17 protein-coding genes are annotated in these 19,057 nt (G+C 65.9%); 12 read left to right on the top strand and 5 right to left on the bottom strand.

Annotation, left to right across the window (positions count from 1 at the left end; translation table 11 throughout):
* Entirely contained in the window at positions 1-1,554 is a 1,554-nt protein-coding gene (locus B0G62_RS22055; RefSeq protein WP_103706337.1) for an efflux transporter outer membrane subunit, read from the top strand.
* 87 nt (positions 1,555-1,641) lie between these two features.
* Here the strand turns inward: B0G62_RS22055 and B0G62_RS22050 are convergent, their stop codons facing one another.
* Together B0G62_RS22050 and B0G62_RS22045 are read right to left on the bottom strand one after the other, a co-directional pair.
* On the bottom strand, positions 1,642-3,084 hold the full coding sequence (locus B0G62_RS22050; protein ID WP_103706336.1) for a hypothetical protein: 1,443 nt from the start codon (positions 3,082-3,084) through the stop codon (positions 1,642-1,644).
* 281 nt (positions 3,085-3,365) lie between these two features.
* Positions 3,366-4,829 (bottom strand): nucleobase:cation symporter-2 family protein, encoded by a 1,464-nt coding sequence (locus B0G62_RS22045; protein WP_103706335.1) that lies wholly within the window; start codon positions 4,827-4,829, stop codon positions 3,366-3,368.
* Positions 4,830-5,434: 605 nt separating this feature from the next.
* Between B0G62_RS22045 and B0G62_RS22040 the strand changes: the two genes are divergently transcribed.
* The 5 genes from B0G62_RS22040 (at position 5,435) to B0G62_RS22020 (ending at position 9,768) form a co-directional block, all read left to right on the top strand.
* Complete coding sequence (locus B0G62_RS22040) at positions 5,435-6,919, top strand: xylulokinase (RefSeq protein ID WP_103706334.1); 1,485 nt, start codon at positions 5,435-5,437, stop codon at positions 6,917-6,919.
* A gap of 53 nt (positions 6,920-6,972) precedes the next feature.
* Entirely contained in the window at positions 6,973-7,818 is an 846-nt protein-coding gene (gene fghA / locus B0G62_RS22035; RefSeq protein WP_103706412.1) for an S-formylglutathione hydrolase, read from the top strand.
* An 86-nt stretch (positions 7,819-7,904) separates the two neighbouring features.
* A complete protein-coding gene (locus B0G62_RS22030; protein ID WP_103706333.1) occupies positions 7,905-8,288 on the top strand; it encodes a hypothetical protein in 384 nt (127 codons plus the stop codon).
* Positions 8,289-8,315: 27 nt separating this feature from the next.
* On the top strand, positions 8,316-8,774 hold the full coding sequence (locus tag B0G62_RS22025; protein WP_103706332.1) for a PIN domain-containing protein: 459 nt from the start codon (positions 8,316-8,318) through the stop codon (positions 8,772-8,774).
* Positions 8,775-8,778: 4 nt separating this feature from the next.
* On the top strand, positions 8,779-9,768 hold the full coding sequence (locus tag B0G62_RS22020; protein ID WP_103706331.1) for a patatin-like phospholipase family protein: 990 nt from the start codon (positions 8,779-8,781) through the stop codon (positions 9,766-9,768).
* 108 nt (positions 9,769-9,876) lie between these two features.
* Here the strand turns inward: B0G62_RS22020 and B0G62_RS22015 are convergent, their stop codons facing one another.
* Genes B0G62_RS22015 through B0G62_RS22005 form a run of 3 tightly spaced genes read right to left on the bottom strand, consistent with a single transcriptional unit; the run spans position 9,877 to position 12,569 of the window.
* Positions 9,877-10,659, bottom strand: a complete 783-nt coding sequence (locus B0G62_RS22015; protein WP_103706330.1) for a metal ABC transporter permease — start codon at positions 10,657-10,659, stop codon at positions 9,877-9,879.
* Positions 10,652-11,587, bottom strand: coding sequence for an ABC transporter ATP-binding protein (locus B0G62_RS22010; protein WP_103706329.1), 936 nt, complete (start codon positions 11,585-11,587; stop codon positions 10,652-10,654). Before B0G62_RS22010 ends, B0G62_RS22015 begins: the two co-directional genes overlap by 8 nt.
* 37 nt (positions 11,588-11,624) lie before the next feature.
* A complete protein-coding gene (locus tag B0G62_RS22005; RefSeq protein ID WP_103706328.1) occupies positions 11,625-12,569 on the bottom strand; it encodes a metal ABC transporter solute-binding protein in 945 nt (314 codons plus the stop codon).
* A gap of 403 nt (positions 12,570-12,972) precedes the next feature.
* Here B0G62_RS22005 and B0G62_RS22000 point away from each other — a divergent pair, with 403 nt between their 5' ends.
* The 6 genes from B0G62_RS22000 (at position 12,973) to B0G62_RS21975 (ending at position 19,004) form a co-directional block, all read left to right on the top strand.
* The gene (locus tag B0G62_RS22000; protein ID WP_244193332.1) at positions 12,973-13,776 is read left to right on the top strand and encodes an L-iditol 2-dehydrogenase; all 804 of its coding nucleotides are present in this window, start codon (positions 12,973-12,975) and stop codon (positions 13,774-13,776) included.
* A gap of 52 nt (positions 13,777-13,828) precedes the next feature.
* Positions 13,829-15,151 (top strand): ABC transporter substrate-binding protein, encoded by a 1,323-nt coding sequence (locus B0G62_RS21995; protein ID WP_103706326.1) that lies wholly within the window; start codon positions 13,829-13,831, stop codon positions 15,149-15,151.
* 130 nt (positions 15,152-15,281) lie between these two features.
* On the top strand, positions 15,282-16,229 hold the full coding sequence (locus B0G62_RS21990) for a carbohydrate ABC transporter permease (protein WP_103706325.1): 948 nt from the start codon (positions 15,282-15,284) through the stop codon (positions 16,227-16,229).
* Positions 16,226-17,098 (top strand): carbohydrate ABC transporter permease, encoded by an 873-nt coding sequence (locus B0G62_RS21985; protein WP_103706324.1) that lies wholly within the window; start codon positions 16,226-16,228, stop codon positions 17,096-17,098. The genes B0G62_RS21990 and B0G62_RS21985 overlap by 4 nt, the downstream gene beginning before the upstream one ends.
* Positions 17,098-17,811 (top strand): HAD family hydrolase, encoded by a 714-nt coding sequence (locus B0G62_RS21980; RefSeq protein ID WP_103706323.1) that lies wholly within the window; start codon positions 17,098-17,100, stop codon positions 17,809-17,811. The genes B0G62_RS21985 and B0G62_RS21980 overlap by 1 nt, the downstream gene beginning before the upstream one ends.
* 83 nt (positions 17,812-17,894) lie before the next feature.
* Positions 17,895-19,004 (top strand): ABC transporter ATP-binding protein, encoded by a 1,110-nt coding sequence (locus tag B0G62_RS21975; RefSeq protein ID WP_103706322.1) that lies wholly within the window; start codon positions 17,895-17,897, stop codon positions 19,002-19,004.
* Positions 19,005-19,057: the final 53 nt, after the last annotated feature.

The raw sequence follows: 19,057 nt of genomic DNA, 5'->3' as shown, positions 1-19,057 counted from the left end.
ATGCATAAACTATCCGTAATTGCAGCGGCCGCAGCGCTCCTCGCGGGCTGCACGATGGCGCCGTGGTATCACCGCCCGGACGCGCCGGTTTCGCAGACTTTCCCGCAGGGCGGCGTCTATGCGACGCAGCCGGGCGCGAATGGTGCGAATGGCACAAACGGCGCGAGCGGTGCGGCGGCTGGCCACAGCGCCAACGGCGCGGCCGCCACCGAGATCGGCTGGCGCGACTTCTTCATCGATGCGCGTCTGCAGGAACTGGTCGCGATCGCGCTGAAGAACAACCGCGATCTGCGCGTCTCGGTGCTCAACGTCGAGGCGGCGCGCGCGCAGTATCAGATCACGCGCGCCGATCTGTTCCCGGCCATCAACGGTACGGGCACCGACACGCGCACGCGCGTGCCGACGGCCTTGCAGACCGCGCCGACCAATCCGTACAGCGTCTACAACGTGGGCGTGCAGGCGTCGTGGGAAATCGACTTCTGGGGCCGCGTGCGCAGCCTGAAGGACCAGGCGTTGGCGCAGTACCTGTCCACGGCGCAGGCGCGCAAGTCGGCGGAAATCTCGCTCGTCTCGCAGGTCGCGGACCAGTACCTGACGATGCTCTCCGACGATGACCTCCTGAAGGTCACGCAGGACACGCTCAAGACGGCGCAGGATTCGTACAACATCACGAAGGCCCAGTTCGAGACCGGCACGGGCACCGAACTCGATCTGCGTCAGGCGCAGACCGTGGTCGAGAACGCCCAGGCCAACCTGCAGGCGCAAATGCGCGCCCGTGCGCAGGCCGAGAACGCGCTCGTGCTGCTGATCGGCGAGCCGCTGCCGGCGGACCTGCCGCAAGGCCTGCCGCTCGACGGCCAGAACCTCGTCGCCGATATTCCGGAGGGCCTGCCGTCCGACCTGCTCACGCGGCGTCCGGACATCATGGAAGCCGAAGAAACGCTGCTCGCGGCGAACGCCAATATCGGCGCGGCGCGTGCGGCGTTCTTCCCGAAGATCTCGCTGACGGCGGCGTTCGGCACCGAAAGCCTGTCGCTCGGCGGCCTCTTCAAGGCCGGCACGGCGGCATGGAGTTTCGTGCCGCAGGTCACGCTGCCGATCTTCGAAGGCGGTTCGAACATCGCGAACCTGCAACTCGCGAACGTGCAGAAGCGCATTGAAATCGCCAACTACGAGAAGGCGATCCAGTCGGCATTCCGCGAAGTGGCGGACGGACTGGCGGCGCGCGGCACCTACGATCAGCAGATCGGGGCGCTCGAACGCAGCACCTTCGCGAACCAGCGTGGCCTCGACCTGTCGGAACTGCGCTACAAGAACGGCGTGGACAGCTATCTGCCGGTGCTCACCGCGCAGACCAGCCTGTACACGGCACAGCAGGCGCTCATCACGGCGCGCCTCGCGCGCCTGACCAACCTCGTCGATCTGTATCGCGCACTCGGCGGCGGCTGGATCGAGCACGCAGGCGAGACGCCGCGTCCGGCCGATGCGCCGGTCGATTACGGCGCGGCCAGCGCACCGGCGGCGGCTTCGGCGCCGGCTGCGACGGCGGGTTGATCGGTCCGTCTGCAGACCTCGAAGTAAAAACGCCACGGGTGACCGTGGCGTTTTTTTATCCGCGTGTTTTTTCCGGCCTTTCAGTGCTCACGCAGTAGCCTTTTGCCCCGCCTCGTAGGTTCGCTGCGGATAGCTGTTTTTCAGGGCGTAGCTTGGCGAATTGACGTGATGCTGAAGTTGCTGCAGCTTGTCCACCGCCTGGTGCAACAGCGGTTTGATCTGCGCCTTGCTCACGCCGTCGAAGCGCAGCGAGCGCCGGTGGATCACCTCGACGAGTTCGCCCACGGCGTTGGCCACGAAGAGCGCGCACTCCCGCTCACGTTGCGTCTGGTCGTCGGGTGTCATCACACGCACGACGGCACGCGACCCCGCGTCGATGGCCAGCTCGTGAACCGACGGATAACCCGGATCCATCAGCGCTTCTATCGCGTCGAACTTCTGTTCCGCGCACGACGCCTCCACGATCGCATGAAAGCCGATCCGCTCGCGCGTCGCGATCTCTTGCGCGTTCAATAGCGCTTTGCTGGTGGCCAGCAGCGTGACGAGCGGCACCGAAGTGTCCGTTCGCGTGCAAAATTGCCCGACGCTGCGCCCGGTACCGACCACATCGACGATGGCGCTGTGTGGCGTGATGCGCGAGCGAAACCAGCTATCCGCGCAACCGGAGGCCAGCAGGCGGCGATTGAAGTCGATGGTCTCGCTATCGAAACCCGGCATCAGCGCCCGGAACACGGCGGACAGGTGGACGCCTTCGCGCGCGGCGAACAGATAGTGGCGGATATCGTGTTCCTCTGCGTGAAGCCGCAGGAAGAGCGCGTAGAGCAGGAGCATCGCAAGGAATTCGCCGGCCACGGCATGTTCGAATGCCCCCGCGCTTGCGGGCATACAACGCAGACGCACCTCGCGCAGCGCCAGAGCGGCTTCCTTCATTCCGGCCTGCAGCAAGGTGTTTTCCCACGGCGTCACGCCGGTATCCGTCACGTGCTGCGTGCTGAGGCGAAAGCGCTGCGGCACGGCGATGTCCGCGTGCAGGTTGTCCCCGTGATGACGGCGCACGATGTAGTGCTGCAGGATCGCTGTCCAGACGGTGCCGGTACTCTTGCCCCAGTTGCCCACGACCGGCGGATAACGATTCTGCCGAAGCCCGCAAACGCGCTGGAGGATGTCGGTGATGACGTCTTCGGGCATATACATGTCCGACACGATCAGGTCGCCGCGCGCGACCTGCGAGATTTGCGCGCGCACGGGAATGAGTTGTTCGAGTTCCGTCGCGACTTCGAGAGCAAACAGTGCCGGTGCCGTCGTGCGAGCGTCGGCTCCCGTGGAGCGGCAGAACTGCCGGTAGATTTCGCGCAGATCGTAAGGCTTGCCGATGGCGTCCAGATCGCGCTGGGCCTGCAGACGTGCGGCCTTGAAGCCTGGCAGACCGGTCTTTGGCGCCATCAGGTCGAAGACGCTTTCGGGCAGGATATGAAAACGCCCCACGAGCGTATCGAAGACATCCCACGAATCAACGGTTTTCTTGAACATGCCGGCCTCTGCTGAATGATGCGCGAGCGGGGGACCGCATGATGGGATGCGTTACGGGACCGGCGCGGCGCGATTGCCTCTGATGTGGCCGCATCTTAGGCAGGCGCCTGGCTTGTCGCTATCGAATACCTTTGATTGTTTGATGCCGATGGCTGGCACCCATAAAAAAGGCGTCACGGTTTCCCGTGACGCCAAACCAGCAAAAGGCCCCGGCACGCGCCCAATGCGCGCTCGGGGCACCTCTCGCGTCGACCCGGTGTGCCCGTCGGTGCTAGCGCACCTTAGTGCGCCGCCGTGCGCGGCATTTCCTGACCGGCCTGATCGCCTGACGCATCGTGCGCATGGCGGCCGTCGAGATCGTGACCGGCGCGGCGGATGTCGCGCTCGGCGGCGCGTTCGCTCTTCACGCCGTTGAAGATGATGTTGAGGATGACCGCCGACACCGAAGCCAGCAGGATGCCGCTATGCAAGATCGGCGAAAGAGCGGGCGGCAGTTGCGAGAAGAAGTGCGGCGAAACCACCGGCACGAGGCCGAAGCCCACGCTCACCGCGACGATGAACAGGTTGTGCTGGTTCTTCACGAAATCGACCTTCGAGAGCACCTTGATGCCGTTCGCGGCCACCATGCCGAACATCACAAGCCCCGCGCCGCCGAGCACGAAGGGCGGCACCGAAGCCACCATCTGCGCCATCTTCGGAAACAGGCCGAGCAGCACGAGGATCACGCCGCCCATCGCGCAGACGTAGCGGCTCTTCACGCCCGTCACGCCGATCAGGCCGACGTTCTGCGAGAACGAAGTGTGCGGGAACGAGTTGAAAATGCCGCCGATCAGCGTGCCCAGGCCATCGACGCGCAGGCCGCGCACGAGCGTCGCCTGATCGACGGGACGCTCGACCATGTCGCCCACGGCGAGGAACATGCCGGTCGATTCGATGAAGGTCACGAACATCACGATCACCATCGTCGCGATCGGCAGGATGTGGAACTTCGGCAGGCCGAAGTGGAACGGCATGACGAAGCCGACCCACGGTGCGTGCGTGACGCCGTCGAGGCTCACGCGGCCCAGCGCCATCGCGATCGCGAAGCCCGCAACGATGCCGAGCAGCACCGAGATATTGGCCACGAAGCCACGGCCGAACTTGTTGATGAGCAGGATCAGCATCAGCACGATCAGCGAGAGGCCGAGATAGATCGGATCGCCGTAATGCGGATTGCCCACGCCGCCCGCGGCCCAGTTGATGCCCACTTCCATCAGCGACAGGCCGATCACGGCGATCACCGTGCCCACCACGACGGGCGGGAAGAAGCGCAACAGCTTGCCGATCAGCGGCGCGATCACGATGCCGATCGCGCCCGCCGCAATGGTCGAGCCGAAAATGTCGAGAATGCCGAGCTGCGGATTGGTGCCGATGGCGATCATCGGGCCGACCGAGGCGAACGTGCAGCCCATGATGACGGGCAGGCGGATGCCGAAGATCCACAGGCCGAGCGTCTGGATCAGCGTGGCGATGCCGCAGGCGAACAGGTCGGCGCTGATGAGGAAGGCGACCTGATCTTTCGGCAGGCCGATGGCGCCGCCGACGATGAGCGGCACCGCCACGGCGCCCGCGTACATCACGAGCACGTGCTGGATGCCGAGCGTGAGAAGCTGGCCGAACGGCAGGCGCTCGTCGCACGGGTGAACCTGGTCGCGGCCACGCTGTCGGGACTGGGCCTGCTCCCTTTCGATACCCTGGGGCTGCATGTCGTCTCTCTCCATCTTCGTTTGGGAATATGGCCTCCAAGGTATGCGGGACGAAAATAAGCAACAAGACCACTGGGGACTATTCCGTGCTTTCCGGGGGCGATATGCGCGCGGCCGGTTTGACGCGCTTTATCGGGGCCGTACCAACTATTGGGATGGGCGCGCGGCGATGCTGCGGCGCGTCGCGGCGGAGTGCGCCCGGCGCTGTCAGACGGCGTTAAGGCCGCTTTTCAGGCGCTGGAAAGGATTGCGGGGCTTTTGGGGGAGGGCGCACGCGACGATGTCCGCGTGACGCCAGGCGTCTCGCCGATGCTGGACGAAGGGGCGGCGAGGCGCAGCGCACATGGTCGCGTTCTTATGATGTCTATTTCGCGTGGCGCATATGAGCCATTTTGCATCGCTCGCCAAGTCCACGGGTTAACCCGCGAACAGGCTGTGAACGCGTGCGAACTGGGTCGAATCCGCATCGATTCACCCGCTGTGCCATTCGCTTGCGCGGATGGCTCGCGACGGACAAACGGTATCGCTATCATGGCTGCTTTGGCCGTCGCGATCCAGTCTTCGACACCCCGCGCGCGGTCTCAATCCTCTCTCCACCATCTAGCATGAACGCATCGCAGACGCGCTTTCTCGGCATCGATCTTGGCACCGGTTCGCTCAAAGTGGCGCTCGTCGACGAGTGGGGCGTCGAGCGCGCCGTCGCCAGCGTCGCCTATACGCTCGATACGCCGCAGCCCGGCTGGGCCGAAATCGATGTCGAGCGCTGGTGGCGCGCGCTCGTCGAAGCCTGTGCGCGGCTGCCCGGGAGCGAGCGCGCGGCGGTGCGCGGCATCGGCTTCTCCGGGCAGATGCACGGCGTCGTGCTCACCGATGCGGCGGGCCGCGCGTTGCGTCCCGCGATGCTGTGGCCCGACACGCGCGCGCGCGGCTTGCTCGATGCCTGGGCCGAGGACACCGAAGGCGCGGCGTCGAATCCCGTTGCGCCCGGCATGGCGGGGCCGCTGCTGCGCTGGCTGCTGCAACACGAACCCGCGATAGCCGATGCCGCGCGCTGGGCGCTGCAACCGAAGGACTGGCTGCGCGTGCGGCTCGCGGGGGCGGCGCGGGAGGCGTTTGTCGCGGACCCGTCCGATGCCTGCGCGACGGCGCTGGCGGCGCCCGATGGCGCGTGGGATCTCGCCTTGATCGAGCGGCTGGGATTGCCCGCGCGCTGGTTCGCGCCGCTCGCGCCATCGGGCGCGGCCAGCGGCACGCTTGACGCCGATGCCGCGCAGGCGCTCGGCGTGCCCGCAGGCGTCGTGCTCGCGACGGGCGCGGGCGATACGCCGTGTGCGGCGCTCGGCAGCGGTCTGCGCGAAGACGGCGACGCCTTGCTCACCACCGGCACGGGCGGCCAGATTCTCGTCACCGCGCGCACGGCGCCGCCCGCGCCGTCTGTGTGGCAGGGCCTGCATCGCTATCGCTCGGCGAGCGGCGGCTGGTATGCGATGGCCGCGATGCAGAACGTGGGCGTCGCGCTCGAAGCGGCGCGCGGATGGCTCGCCTACGATTGGGCGCAAGCGTATGAAGACGCGTTCGCCGCGCCTTCGTCGCCCACGCTCGCCTTCCTGCCGTATCTGAGCGGCGAGCGCTCGCCGTGGCTCGACCCGGCGGCGCGCGGCGGCTGGCTCGGCGCGGGTATCGGCGACACGCGCGGCGTGCTGATGCGCGCCGCCTTCGAAGGCGTGGCCTTTGCGTTGCGCGCGGGCCTCGAAGCCTTGCGTGAGGCGAAGGCCGGCGGCACGTCCGATGCGGCTATCGCGACGCTCAAGCTCGCGGGCGGCGGCTCGGTCGATCCGCGCTGGCGGCAACTGCTCGCCGACGTGCTTGGCGCACAGCTCGACGCCATCGATTGTCCGAACGCCGCCACGCGCGGCGCGGCGCTGCTGGGCGGCGTGGCGAGCGGACATTGGCGCATGGACGAACTCGCGGCGCTCGCGCCCGCGTCCACGCGTGTGGCGCAGCCGCGCGAGGACGCCGCGCTCGCACAACGCTACGCGCGCTTCATCGATCTTTATGGCCGCGTGCGGACGTGGTTTCCCGCCGCGTGAGCACCATCGATCAACACACTGAACACGAAGAAAACGGTATCAACGGAGAAACCATGCTGATCCTGATTGAAGAACACGCCTGCTACGACGGCGTGCAGCGCATCTACAAGCACGATTCGGAAACGATCGGCCTGCCGATGCGTTTTTCGGTCTATCTGCCGCCGCAGGCGCGCACGCAGAAGGTGCCGGGGCTGTTCTATCTCGCGGGCCTGACCTGCACGGAAGAGACCTTTCCGATCAAGGCGGGCGCGCAGCGCTTCGCCGCGCAGCACGGCATTGCGCTGATCGCGCCGGACACCAGCCCGCGCGGCGCGAACGTGCCGGGCGAAGCCGACGCCTGGGATTTCGGCGTGGGCGCGGGTTTCTACCTCGACGCCACGCGCGAGCCGTGGTCGAAGCACTGGCGCATGGGCAGCTACGTGCGCGACGAACTGCGCGAAGCGGTGACTGCGAATCTGCCCATCGACGGCGAACGCCTGGGCATTTTCGGTCACTCGATGGGCGGGCATGGCGCGCTCACGCTCGCGCTGCGCAATCCGCAGATCTATCGATCTGTCTCGGCGTTCGCGCCGATCGCCGCGCCCACGCGCTGCCCGTGGGGCGAGAAGGCGTTCTCGGGCTATCTGGGCGACGACCGTGAGGCGTGGAAGCAATACGACGCCAGCGAACTCGTCGGTCATGCGGCGCGCAAGTTCGAGGAAGGCATCCTCGTCGATCAGGGTCTGGCCGATAACTTCCTCGCGAACCAGCTCAACCCGGACGTGTTCGAAGCCGCCTGCGCGGCGGCGGGCCAGCCGCTCACGCTGCGCCGTCACGAGGGCTACGATCACGGCTATTTCTTCATCCAGAGCTTCATCGAGGATCATCTGGCGCATCACGCGCGCGTGCTGCTGAAGTAAGCACCCGACCCCGTGTGAAACTTTGATATCTGGTCAACCTGGTACTATCATCTGGTCAGGTTGATCTTTTTCTGGAGTACACGGCCATGCCCGCATCCCTCATCGATCCGAAAGCCAGCAAGGAAACCGCCGAGCGACGCATGGTCGATTTCCAGGCGGCCGTGAAGGCGATCGCCGCGCGCGTGGGCGCCACCGACGTCAACGCCGCCGGCACGCCCATCTCGGCCTTCAAGACGAATTATTCGAGCGTGCTCAAGCGCGTGAAGTCGGGTTCGGTCGAGATCGTCAATCAGGGCCCGGAGCCGTTCATCATCCTCGGGTTGGAGCAGGCCGTCGCGCTCATGTCCAACACGGTCAGCGACCGCACCGTGGCGGAAGTGTTCGCCGGACTGCCATCGGTGAGCGCTACCGGCAAGCTGCCGCGCGACGTGTCCATCGACGCCGAGGATCACTACCGCGTGCCGCGCTAAAACTCACTGGAACAACATAGGCCGTTCATGCCGAGATTCCTGTTGGGCACCAATACGCTCATCGACATGTGCATCGAAGACACCGCCTCGCGTAAATGGATCGAAGGCGGCGTGAAGGCGCGCGACATCAATCTGAGCGTCATCAGCGTGGCGGCCGCGCGCCAGGTGATCGCCCAGCACAAGACTAGCGAGCCGCGCCGCGCGGCGTTCAGAAAGACGCTCGAAGCGCGTCTCGCGGCGCTCGTGGACGACGGCTCAGTGCTGCTGCCGTTCGCCGAAAACGAGGCCGCCGAGTGGGAGCAGTGGCGCGGTCATCATCCGCTCGAAATCGAGAAGAGCGGGCAGCGCCATGCGGTCGGCCAGGACACGCGGATGGTGATCGCCACGGCGGTCGCCAACGGCTGCACGCTGGTCGAGCCGGAGGAGACGTATCACCGCGAGCTGCGCAAGCTCCAGGTGGAAGTCGTGTCCCTGCTCGAGGCTTGAGCCCTTGGACGACCAGTTCCGGGTGCCCGACGGCCGGCTTACCCCGGCGCCCGCCTGCACGCGTGTGCTGAGCCTGTCGGGCGGCGGTTATCGCGGCCTCTACACGGCGCGGCTGCTCGCGCGCATCGAGGAAAGCGAGCGCTTTGGCAATGAGGGAGCGCCGATTGGTGAGCGTTTCGATCTGATCGCGGGGACTTCCGTGGGCGGCATTCTTGCGGCGGGTCTTGCCGCGGGCGTGAGCGCGCGCGAACTCCACGCGATGCTCGCGCAGTGGGGGCCGACGATTTTTCCGAAGCTCTTCGGCAGCGCCTTGCGCAAGCTCTTCAGCGAGAAGGTCTATTCAGCCGAACCGCTCGAACTGGCCATCGTCGCCTGTCTCGATGGCTGGGCGGGCAAGCGTCTGAGCGAGATCGACAAGCCGCTCATGCTCACGACCGTGAGCTGGTCGCTGGGCGAGTTGCGCCTGTTGCGCAGCCGTGGGCTGGCGGGCGATGACGCCGATACCTGCACGCTGCTCGAAGCGGCGCGCGCAAGCTCGGCCGCGCCCGCGCATTTCCCGGCGATGCTGCTCGACGGCGACTGGCATGTGGACGGCGGACTCGCGGCGAATTGCCCCGATGCGCACGCGTTGAACCAGGCGCAGCGGCGCGGCGTGCCGGTGCGCATGTTGAGCGTCGGCACCACGGGCGTGCGCCATCGCAGCGTGCCCAGCCGTCTGCCGCTGCGCGGCTTCGCCTGGGCGCAGCCCGCGCTCGCGCTGAGCATGGAGGCGCAGGAGCGCATGGCGCAGGCCACTTGCGCGCGCGAATTGCGCGAGCGCTATCTGCATCTGAACAGCGATGCGGGCGCGGATCAGGACGTGCTGCGCGGTCTCGACATCGCCACGCCCGACGCCACGGCGGCGCTCACGCGGCTGGCGGATCAGCGCTTCGAGGATCTGCTCGCGAATGCCGATGAGTCGCGCCGCCTGCGTCTCATCATGAGCGACGGTTGACGCGTCTCGACGGGCATCGGCAACGCCGAATGCAAAAACGGCGTTGCGCCTTTCGGTGCAACGCCGTTTTTTTCGGAGCCGTTTGAATCTGAATCGTGGCGGATTGGCTCAACGCCGCCCGATCAGGCTCGCGCCATAGACCAGCGCGGCGAGGGCGGTGATCCAGAAGCTCGTGGGCCAGTCGGTGTAGTAGGCGAGCGCAACGCCGATCCACGCCTGCGCCAGCGCGAGCAGCGCCGCGAGCACGAGCCCGGCGGACAGGCGCGTCGTGAGGTTCTGCGCGGCGGCGGCGGGGCCGACCATCAGCGTGAACACCAGCAAAACGCCGACGATCTGCGTGCAGGCCGCCACGGCGAGCGCCGCGATGGCCAGGAACAGCACCGAGACGAGGCGCAGCGATACGCCCTTGGCTTCGGCCAGTTCCGGCTGCAGCGAAGCGAACAGCAGCGGGCGCATGATCGCCGCGAGCGCCGCGAGGCTGGCCACGGCGAGCGCCGCGAGCGCGCCGAGCGTGTCGCGGTTCACGCCCAGCACGTTGCCGAACAGCAGCGACGTGACCTGGGTGGCGTAGGCGGTGAAGAAGTGCAGAAACAGCAGGCCGAAGCCGAGCGCGAGCGAAAGAATCACGCCGATGGCCACATCGCGGCCCGCGAGTTTTTCGCCGAGCGCGCCCATCGACACGCCCGCCGCGAGCGTGAAGCCCACCATGCCCCACATCGGCGAGACGCCCAGCAGCACGGCGCCCGTCGCGCCCGTGAAGCCCACGTGCGAGAGCGCGTGACCCGCGAAGGTCTGTCCGCGCATCACCAGAAAGTAGCCGACGATGCCCGCGAGCACCGCGACGATGCCCGACGCCGCGAAGGCGTTCACCATGAAATCGTAGTCAAGCATCGTGCGAATGGCCGTGGGCGTTGTTGTTGTGATCGGGCGAATGCGCGTGGCTGTGGGCATGGCCGTGATCGTGGTCGTGCTCATGTTCGTGGTCGTGCTTTTCGACCTCGACATCGCCCGACATCACGAAAATGCGCCCCTTCATGCGCATCACCTCGATGGGCGAGCCATAGAGGCGCGAGAGCACCGGCGCGGTGATGACCTCGTCGACGCTGCCGAGCGCCGCCACGCCATTGCCCAGATACAGCACGCGGTCGAGCGCGTTGAGCAGCGGATTGAGTTCGTGCGCCGAGAACAGCACCGCAATGCCGAGTTCGCGCTGCACGCGCCGCACGAGTTCGACCACGCCGCGCTGATGATGCGGGTCGAGGCTGATGAGCGGCTCGTCGAGCAGCAGCAGCTTGGGGTCGCCCAGCAGGCATTGCGCGAGCAAGAGGCGCTGGCGCTCGCCGCCGGAGAGTTCGGACAGCGGACGATCGGCCAGCTTCGTCGCGCCCACGAGATCGAGCACGCGCTCGACGTCGGCGCGCGTGGCGGCGTCGGCGCGCGGCAGCCCCCAGCGGTGGCCGTCGGCGGCCATCGCCACGAAGTCGCGCCCGCGGATGCGGCGGCTCGCGAGCGCCGTGCGCGTCTGCGGCATGTAGCCGATCTTCGGATTGCCGCGCGCCACCGGCTCGCCGAGCACGCGGATCGCGCCGTGCGAGGCGGGGACGAGGCCGAGGATCGAGCGCATCAGCGTGGTCTTGCCCGCGCCGTTCGGCCCGAGCACGCCGATGAACTCGCCCTGGTTCACCGCGAAATTGGCGTCGCGCAGGATCGTGCGATCGCCAAGCGAGAGCGTCACGCCCGCGAGCGTGAGCACCGGCTGCGGGGCGCGGTGGTTCGACTGCTGAGACGACTGGTGAGAAGCGGGCGCGGCTTCTGTCATTGCTTCTGTTCCCTGCTGACTGCGTGTTGTTTGATGCTTATTTAGTGGCGAGCGCGCGGCTCAATGAATCGAGCTGCGCAAGCATCCACTGCTGGAAGTTCACGCCCGCGGGCTGCGTCTCGGTCACGCTGACCGTCGGCACTTTCGCCTGCTTCGCGAGGCCGAGCATGCGGCGCGTGAGCGCCTCGGTCGCCTGGCTGTTATAGATCAGCACGCGCACGCGGCGCTCGCGCAGATCGCGCTCGAAAGCGGCGATATCGGAGGCGCTGGCTTCGGTGTCGTTCATCGTCGCCAACTGGAAGCGCAGGTTGCGCATGTCGAGGCCGATGGCATCCGACATATAGCCGAACACCGGCTCCGTCGCCGTCACCGGCTGGCCTTTGTACTGCGCGCGCAGCGCGGCGACCTTCGCGTCGATCGGCTTGAGCGAGCCGAGAAACGTTGCAAGGTTCGCATCGTACACGCTCTTGTGCGCCGGGTCTGCCGCGTCGAGCGCCGCGCCCACCGCGCGCGCGACGGCGGGCATTGTCTGCGGGTCGTACCAGAGGTGCGGATTGTCGCCCGGCTTCTTGCCGACGAGGTCCGCCGCGACGATGATCGCGCGCGGGTTGCCCTCATTGCTCTGGCCGGCGGTCGCGCCCAGCAGCTTCGTCATCCACGGATCGTAGTCCGCGCCGTTGTACACCACGACGCGCGCATGCTGGAGCGCGCGCGCGGTCTTCGGGCTGGCTTCGAAGAGGTGCGGGTCCTGGTCGGGATTGCTCAGGATGCTCGTCACGTTCACATTGGCGCCGCCGATCTGCTTGACCACGTCGCCGTAGAAGTTTTCGGCGGCCACGACCGTGATTGCCGTGTCGGCGGCGCGCGCGGTTGCCGGTCCGAACAGCGCGCCAAGGGCGGCCGCGGCAGCAAGCGCCGAAATGGCCGAACGGACCGAACGGACGATGGGCGTGCGCAGCGTCGCGCGGGTGAATGCGAGCATGGTTCTATCCTTGACGAAAAGCGAGGCGTGAGAACGGGTTCCGGATGACAGTCTGTAAGCCGCCGGACCGCCCGGAGAAGGCAAAAATCCGTGAAGGCGAGATGATATAACGTAACGCGAAAGATGGCGAGCCAGCCGGACGGCACAACGGTTACGGCATATTGAATGGCCCCTCGGCGGGCGCGGGAAGTGCTCGCCCTCGGGCGCTGGACGGGCGGCTTGCGCGCCGCACCATCGAAATCCGCCGCGATGGCGTTTGTCCGCCTTGACATGTGTGCGTGCGTATCCGATCATTCGACCACCAAGAGAGCAAATGCTCATGCGGTGAGCGAGTGTTCAGGCCGCAAGCCTGGCTTCGAAACAGAAGTGGCTCATCGGCGTGGACGATATTGGAGACAACCCTGTGGCACATTCCGCATACCCGGCGGCAGGACGTTTGCAGGACAAGGTGGCCGTGCTGACCGGTGCGGCAAGCGGTATCGGCGAGGCGGTCGCGCGCCGCTATCTGGACGAGGGCGCGCGCTGCGTGATCGTCGACGTGAAGCCGGCCGAGTCCATCGCGCCCGCGCTCAGCGAGGCTTTTCCCGAGCGCGTGCTGGCGTTGAGCGCCGACGTCACGCGCCGCGAGGACATCGATCGCATCGTGAGCGCGGCGGTTGGCCGTTTCGGCCGCATCGACATACTCTTCAACAACGCGGCGCTGTTCGACATGCGCCCGCTGCTCGACGAATCCTGGGATATCTACGATCGCCTCTTCTCGGTCAACGTGAAGGGCATGTTCTTCCTGATGCAGGCCGTCGCGCGTCGCATGGTCGAGCAGGGCCACGGCGGCAAGATCATCAATATGTCCTCGCAGGCGGGACGGCGCGGCGAGGCACTCGTTTCGCACTACTGTGCAACCAAGGCGGCGGTGCTGAGCTACACGCAGTCGGCGGCGCTCGCGCTCGCGCCGCACAGGATCAACGTGAACGGCATCGCGCCGGGCGTGGTGGACACGCCGATGTGGGAGCAGGTGGACGCGCTGTTCGCGCGCTACGAGCACCGTCCGCTCGGCGAAAAGAAGCGGCTGGTCGGCGAGGAAGTGCCGCTCGGGCGCATGGGCCTGCCCGAGGACCTCACGGGCGCGGCGCTCTTTCTCGCCTCCGCCGACGCCGATTACATCACCGCACAGACGCTCAACGTGGACGGCGGCAACTGGATGAGCTGACGAATTCAACCCAGGCAGCACGACATAACGTAACAACAAAGGAGACAACGTCATGAAACCCGTATTGAAGACCGTGCTGCGTACCGTCAGCGCGGGCGCGCTGATCGCCGCGGCCGGTGCCGCGCAAGCGCAGACCGTCACCGTCGCCATGTTGAACAACCCGGACATGATCGAGCTGAAGAAGCTCTCGCCGGCTTTCGAGAAGGCCAATCCGGGCATCAAGCTGAACTGGGTGATTCTCGAAGAAAACGTGCTGCGCCAGCGTGCCACGACCGACATCACGACCAATAGCGGCCAGTTCGACGTGATGATGATCGGCACCTATGAAGCGCCGCAGTGGGGCAAGCGCGGCTGGCTCGCGCCGATGACGGGCCTGCCCGCCGACTACGATCTCAACGACGTCGTGAAGACGGCGCGCGACGGTCTCTCGTATAACGGCACGCTCTATGCGCTGCCGTTCTACGTCGAAAGCTCGATGACGTACTACCGCAAGGACCTGTTCGCGGCCAAGGGCCTGAAGATGCCCGACCAGCCGACCTACGACCAGATCCGGGACTTCGCCGACAAGCTCACCGACAAATCGGCGGGCACCTACGGCATCTGTCTGCGCGGCAAGGCCGGCTGGGGCGAGAACATGGCCTATGTGACGACGGTGGTGAACACCTTCGGCGGGCGCTGGTTCGACGAGAAGTGGCACGCCCAGCTCACGACGCCGGAATGGAAGAAGGCGGTGAATTTCTACGTCGACATGCTGAAGAAAGATGGCCCTCCGGGAGCCAGCTCGAACGGCTTCAACGAAAACCTCACGCTGATGTCCTCGGGCAAGTGCGCGATGTGGATCGACGCGACGGTAGCCGCCGGCATTCTCTACAACAAGTCGCAGTCGCAGGTGGCCGACAAGATCGGCTTCGCCGCGGCGCCGACCGCCGTGACGCCGAACGGTGCGCATTGGCTGTGGTCCTGGGCGCTGGCGATTCCAAAGTCGTCGAAGTCGCAGGACGCCGCCAAGAAGTTCATCGAATGGTCGACCTCGAAGCAGTACATCGAACTGGTTGCGAAGGACGAAGGCTGGGCGTCGGTGCCGTCGGGCACGCGCGTATCGACCTATCAGCGCCCCGAGTACAAGCAGGCCGCGCCGTTCTCGGACTTCGTGCTCAAGGCGATCCAGACCGCCGATCCGAATCACCCGACTGCCAGGCCGGTGCCGTACACGGGTGTGCAGTTCGTCGGGATTCCTGAATTCCAGTCGTTCGGCACGGTCGTGGGCCAGAGCATCGCCGGTGCGGTGGCAGGCCAGATGAGCGTCGATCAGGCGCTCGCGGCAGGCAACGCCGCCGCCGATCGCGCAGTCGCCCAGGCCGGTTACCAGAAATAAGCCGTCACTCAGCCTCAAAGCCGCACACGCACGCACATGCACGCGTCCGCGCTGGCCGCGTGCGTGTCCGGTGAAGCAAGATGCGGCGCCGTGCCCCCCGCACGGCGCGCAATAGAGAAGGGTGGTCCTCATGCGTCATCTCCATCTCCCCATGCCCCTATTCAATCGAACCCGAGCGCCCAAACCGAATACGCAGCAGGTGCAGCAGCGCCGCTCGGCGTCGCGCTGGCTCGTCTCGCCCTCGGTCGCCGTCCTGCTGCTGTGGATGACGATTCCGCTCGCGATGACGATCTGGTATTCGTTCACGCGCTATAACCTGCTCAACCCCGATCTCAAGGGCTTCGCGGGTCTCGACAACTACAAGTATCTCGCGACCGATCCCTCGTTCCTGCCGTCGATCGCGCACACCATCGAACTGATCGTCGCCGTGCTCCTGATCACCGTGATCGGCGGCGTGCTGATGGCGGTGCTGTTCGACCGCAAGTTCGTCGGCCAGGGTATCGCGCGCCTCTTTGCGATCGCGCCGTTCTTCGTGATGCCGACGGTTTCCGCGCTGATCTGGAAGAACATGATCCTGCATCCGGTGTATGGCCTCGTCGCCATCGCGATGCGCTCGATGGGCATGACGCCGATCGACTGGTTCGCCGAATACCCGCTGTTCGCGGTCATCCTGATCGTGTCGTGGCAATGGCTGCCGTTTGCGTTCCTGATTCTCTTCACGGCGATCCAGTCGCTCGACCAGGAGCAGAAGGAAGCCGCGAAGATCGACGGCGCGGGCGCCATTGCGCTGTTCTTCTACATCACGCTGCCGCACCTGCGCCGCGCGATTGCCGTCGTCGTGATGATGGAGTCGATCTTCCTGCTGTCGATCTTCGCCGAAATCTACACGACCACGGGCGGCGGTCCCGGCAACGCGACCACCAACCTCACTTACCTGATCTACTCGATGGGCCTGCAACAGTTCGACGTGGGCATCGCATCGGCGGGCGGCATTCTGGCTGTCGTGCTGGCGAACATCGTGTCGTTCTTCCTCGTGCGCATGCTCGCGCGCAACCTCAAAGGGGAGTACGAAAAATGAGCCAAGTCACTGCTACACACGTGCCCGACTCGCCGCACGCGGTCAAGCGCTCCTCGCCGATCCAGTTCATCGGCCGCGTGGTGCCGGGGCTGCTGGCGTGGGTCATCGCGATCGCGCTGTTCTTTCCGATCTTCTGGATGACGATCACGGCGTTCAAGACCGAGCAGCAGGCCTACGTGCCGACGATCTTCTTCATGCCGACGCTCGACAGCTTCCGCGAGGTGTTCGCACGCAGCAACTACTTCGCGTTCGCGTGGAATTCGGTGCTGATCTCGGCGGGCGTGACGATCGTGTGCCTGATCCTGGCCGTCCCGGCGGCCTATGCGATGGCGTTCTTCCCGAACCATCGCACGCAGAAGATCCTGCTGTGGATGCTGTCCACCAAGATGATGCCGTCCGTGGGCGTGCTGGTGCCGATCTATCTGCTGTGGAAGAACACCGGTCTGCTGGATACGGTGAGCGGACTGGTCATCGTCTACACGCTCATCAATCTGCCGATTGCGGTCTGGATGGCGTACACCTACTTCAACGAGATTCCGCGCGATATTCTCGAAGCCGGGCGCATGGACGGCGCGGCCACGTGGCAGGAGATCGTCTATCTGCTCATGCCGATGGCCGTTCCTGGGCTTGCGTCCACCGCGCTCCTCCTGATCATTCTTTCGTGGAACGAAGCATTCTGGAGCATCAACCTGTCGAGTTCGAACGCGGCGCCGCTCACGGTGTTCATCGCCTCGTATTCGAGTCCTGAGGGGCTGTTCTGGGCCAAGCTGTCGGCGGCTTCGCTGCTGGCGGTCGCGCCCGTGCTGATCGTCGGCTGGCTGTCGCAGAAGCAGCTTGTGCGCGGCCTTACTTTCGGAGCGGTCAAGTAATGACGAACGCGACGAATGCGACGAATGTTGCAATCCAGGCGCTGATCTGCGATTGCGACGGCGTACTGATCGACAGCGAAGCGGTGGCGGCGAGCGTGCTGGTGCGCGAGCTGGAAGCGCGCTGGCCTGGCGCCCTGGTCGCGCCGGTGTTGATGCCGCTGCTTGGCCAGCGCATCGAGCGCGTGCTGAGCGGTACGAGCGAGGCGCTGGGGCGGCGTCTGAGCGAAGCCGATGTCGCCGCGATCCGCGCGGTGGCCGAACGCGAAGCCGCGCAGGCGCCGCTGTTCCCAGGCGTGGCCGGGGCGCTCGAAGCGATCACGCTCACCAAGGCTTGCGCGAGCAACAGCTATACGTCCGTGGTGCGTCAGGTGCTGGAGCGTACCGGCCTCACGCGCTTTTTCGGCGATCGCATTTATTGCGCCGACGCGGTCGCCAACCCCAAGCCCGCGCCCGATGTCTATCTGGCCGCCGCGCAAGGTCTGGGTGTCGCGCCGCAGGCGTGCATCGTGGTGGAGGACAGCGTCACGGGTGTCACCGCCGCGCGCGCGGCGGGCATGAGGGTACTCGGTTTCGTGGGCGGCGCGCATGTGGGCGGCGACGCTCATGCACACGAACTGCGCGAAGTGGGCGCACAGGCCGTCTTCGACGATATGCGCATGCTGCCGGCTCTGGTGGCGGACTGGATGCAGAACGCGGAGGCGCGCGCGCAGTGACGCGCGGCGCACCGTAGAAACGAACGTGCTGAAAATCGCGGTGCATCGGGAAAGACGCACCGCAACGAATGGAGACACACATCATGGCAAGCGTGATCCTGAGAAACGTGCTCAAGCGCTACGACGACAACGAAGTCCTGCGCGACGTGAACCTCGATATCGCCGACGGCGAATTCGTCGTGTTCGTCGGCCCGAGCGGCTGCGGTAAAACCACGCTCATGCGGATGATCGCGGGTCTGGAAGACATCAGCGGCGGCGATCTGACGATCGACGGCACGCGCATGAACGACGTGTCGCCCGCCAAACGCGGCATCGCGATGGTGTTCCAGTCCTACGCGCTCTATCCGCATATGACGCTGTACGACAACATGGCGTTCGGCCTCAAGCTCGCGGGCGCGAAGAAGCCCGAGATCGACGCGGCCGTGAAGAACGCCGCGAAGATCCTGCACATCGACCATCTGCTTGACCGCAAGCCCAAGCAACTGTCGGGCGGCCAGCGTCAGCGCGTGGCGATCGGGCGCGCGATCACGCGCAAGCCCAAGGTGTTCCTGTTCGACGAGCCGCTGTCGAACCTCGACGCCGCGCTGCGCGTGAAGATGCGTCTGGAATTCGCGCGCCTGCACGACGAACTCAAGACCACGATGATCTACGTGACCCACGATCAGGTCGAGGCGATGACGCTCGCGGACAAGATCGTGGTGCTCTCGGCGGGCAATGTCGAACAGGTCGGCAGTCCGAACCGTCTCTATCACTCGCCGGCGAACCGCTTCGTGGCGGGCTTCATCGGCTCGCCGAAGATGAACTTCTTCGACGGCCAGATCCAGCAGGTCGATAGCGACGGCATCGTGGTGCGCTACGCGACCGGCGAAACGCAGAAGGTGTCGGTCGAGCCGCGCGGCGCGCGCGAAGGCGACACGGTCACGGTGGGCATTCGCCCCGAGCATCTGCATGTGGATGCGGGCGAATACGGCGTGAGCGCGAAGGCGATGACGGTGGAGTCGCTCGGTGACGCGGCCTATCTGTACGCCGAATCGTCGGTTGCGCCCGATGGCCTGATCGCGCGTATTCCGCCGCTGGAAAAGCACGAGCGCGGCGAAGTCATGAAGCTTGGCGCGACACCGGATCACTGCCACCTGTTCGACGCGCAAGGGTTGGCGTTCGAGCGGCGTTTCGCGCAGGAAATGGCGGCGTGATTTTGCAGCGTTGTTGATTGCCCCAACGAGGGACGCCCGCTTTCGAGCGGGCT

The sequence above is a fragment of the Paraburkholderia eburnea genome (assembly GCF_002917095.1).
In the GTDB taxonomy this organism is placed as follows: Bacteria; Pseudomonadota; Gammaproteobacteria; order Burkholderiales; family Burkholderiaceae; genus Paraburkholderia; species Paraburkholderia eburnea.
This window is presented reverse-complemented; position numbering and strand designations above follow the sequence as displayed.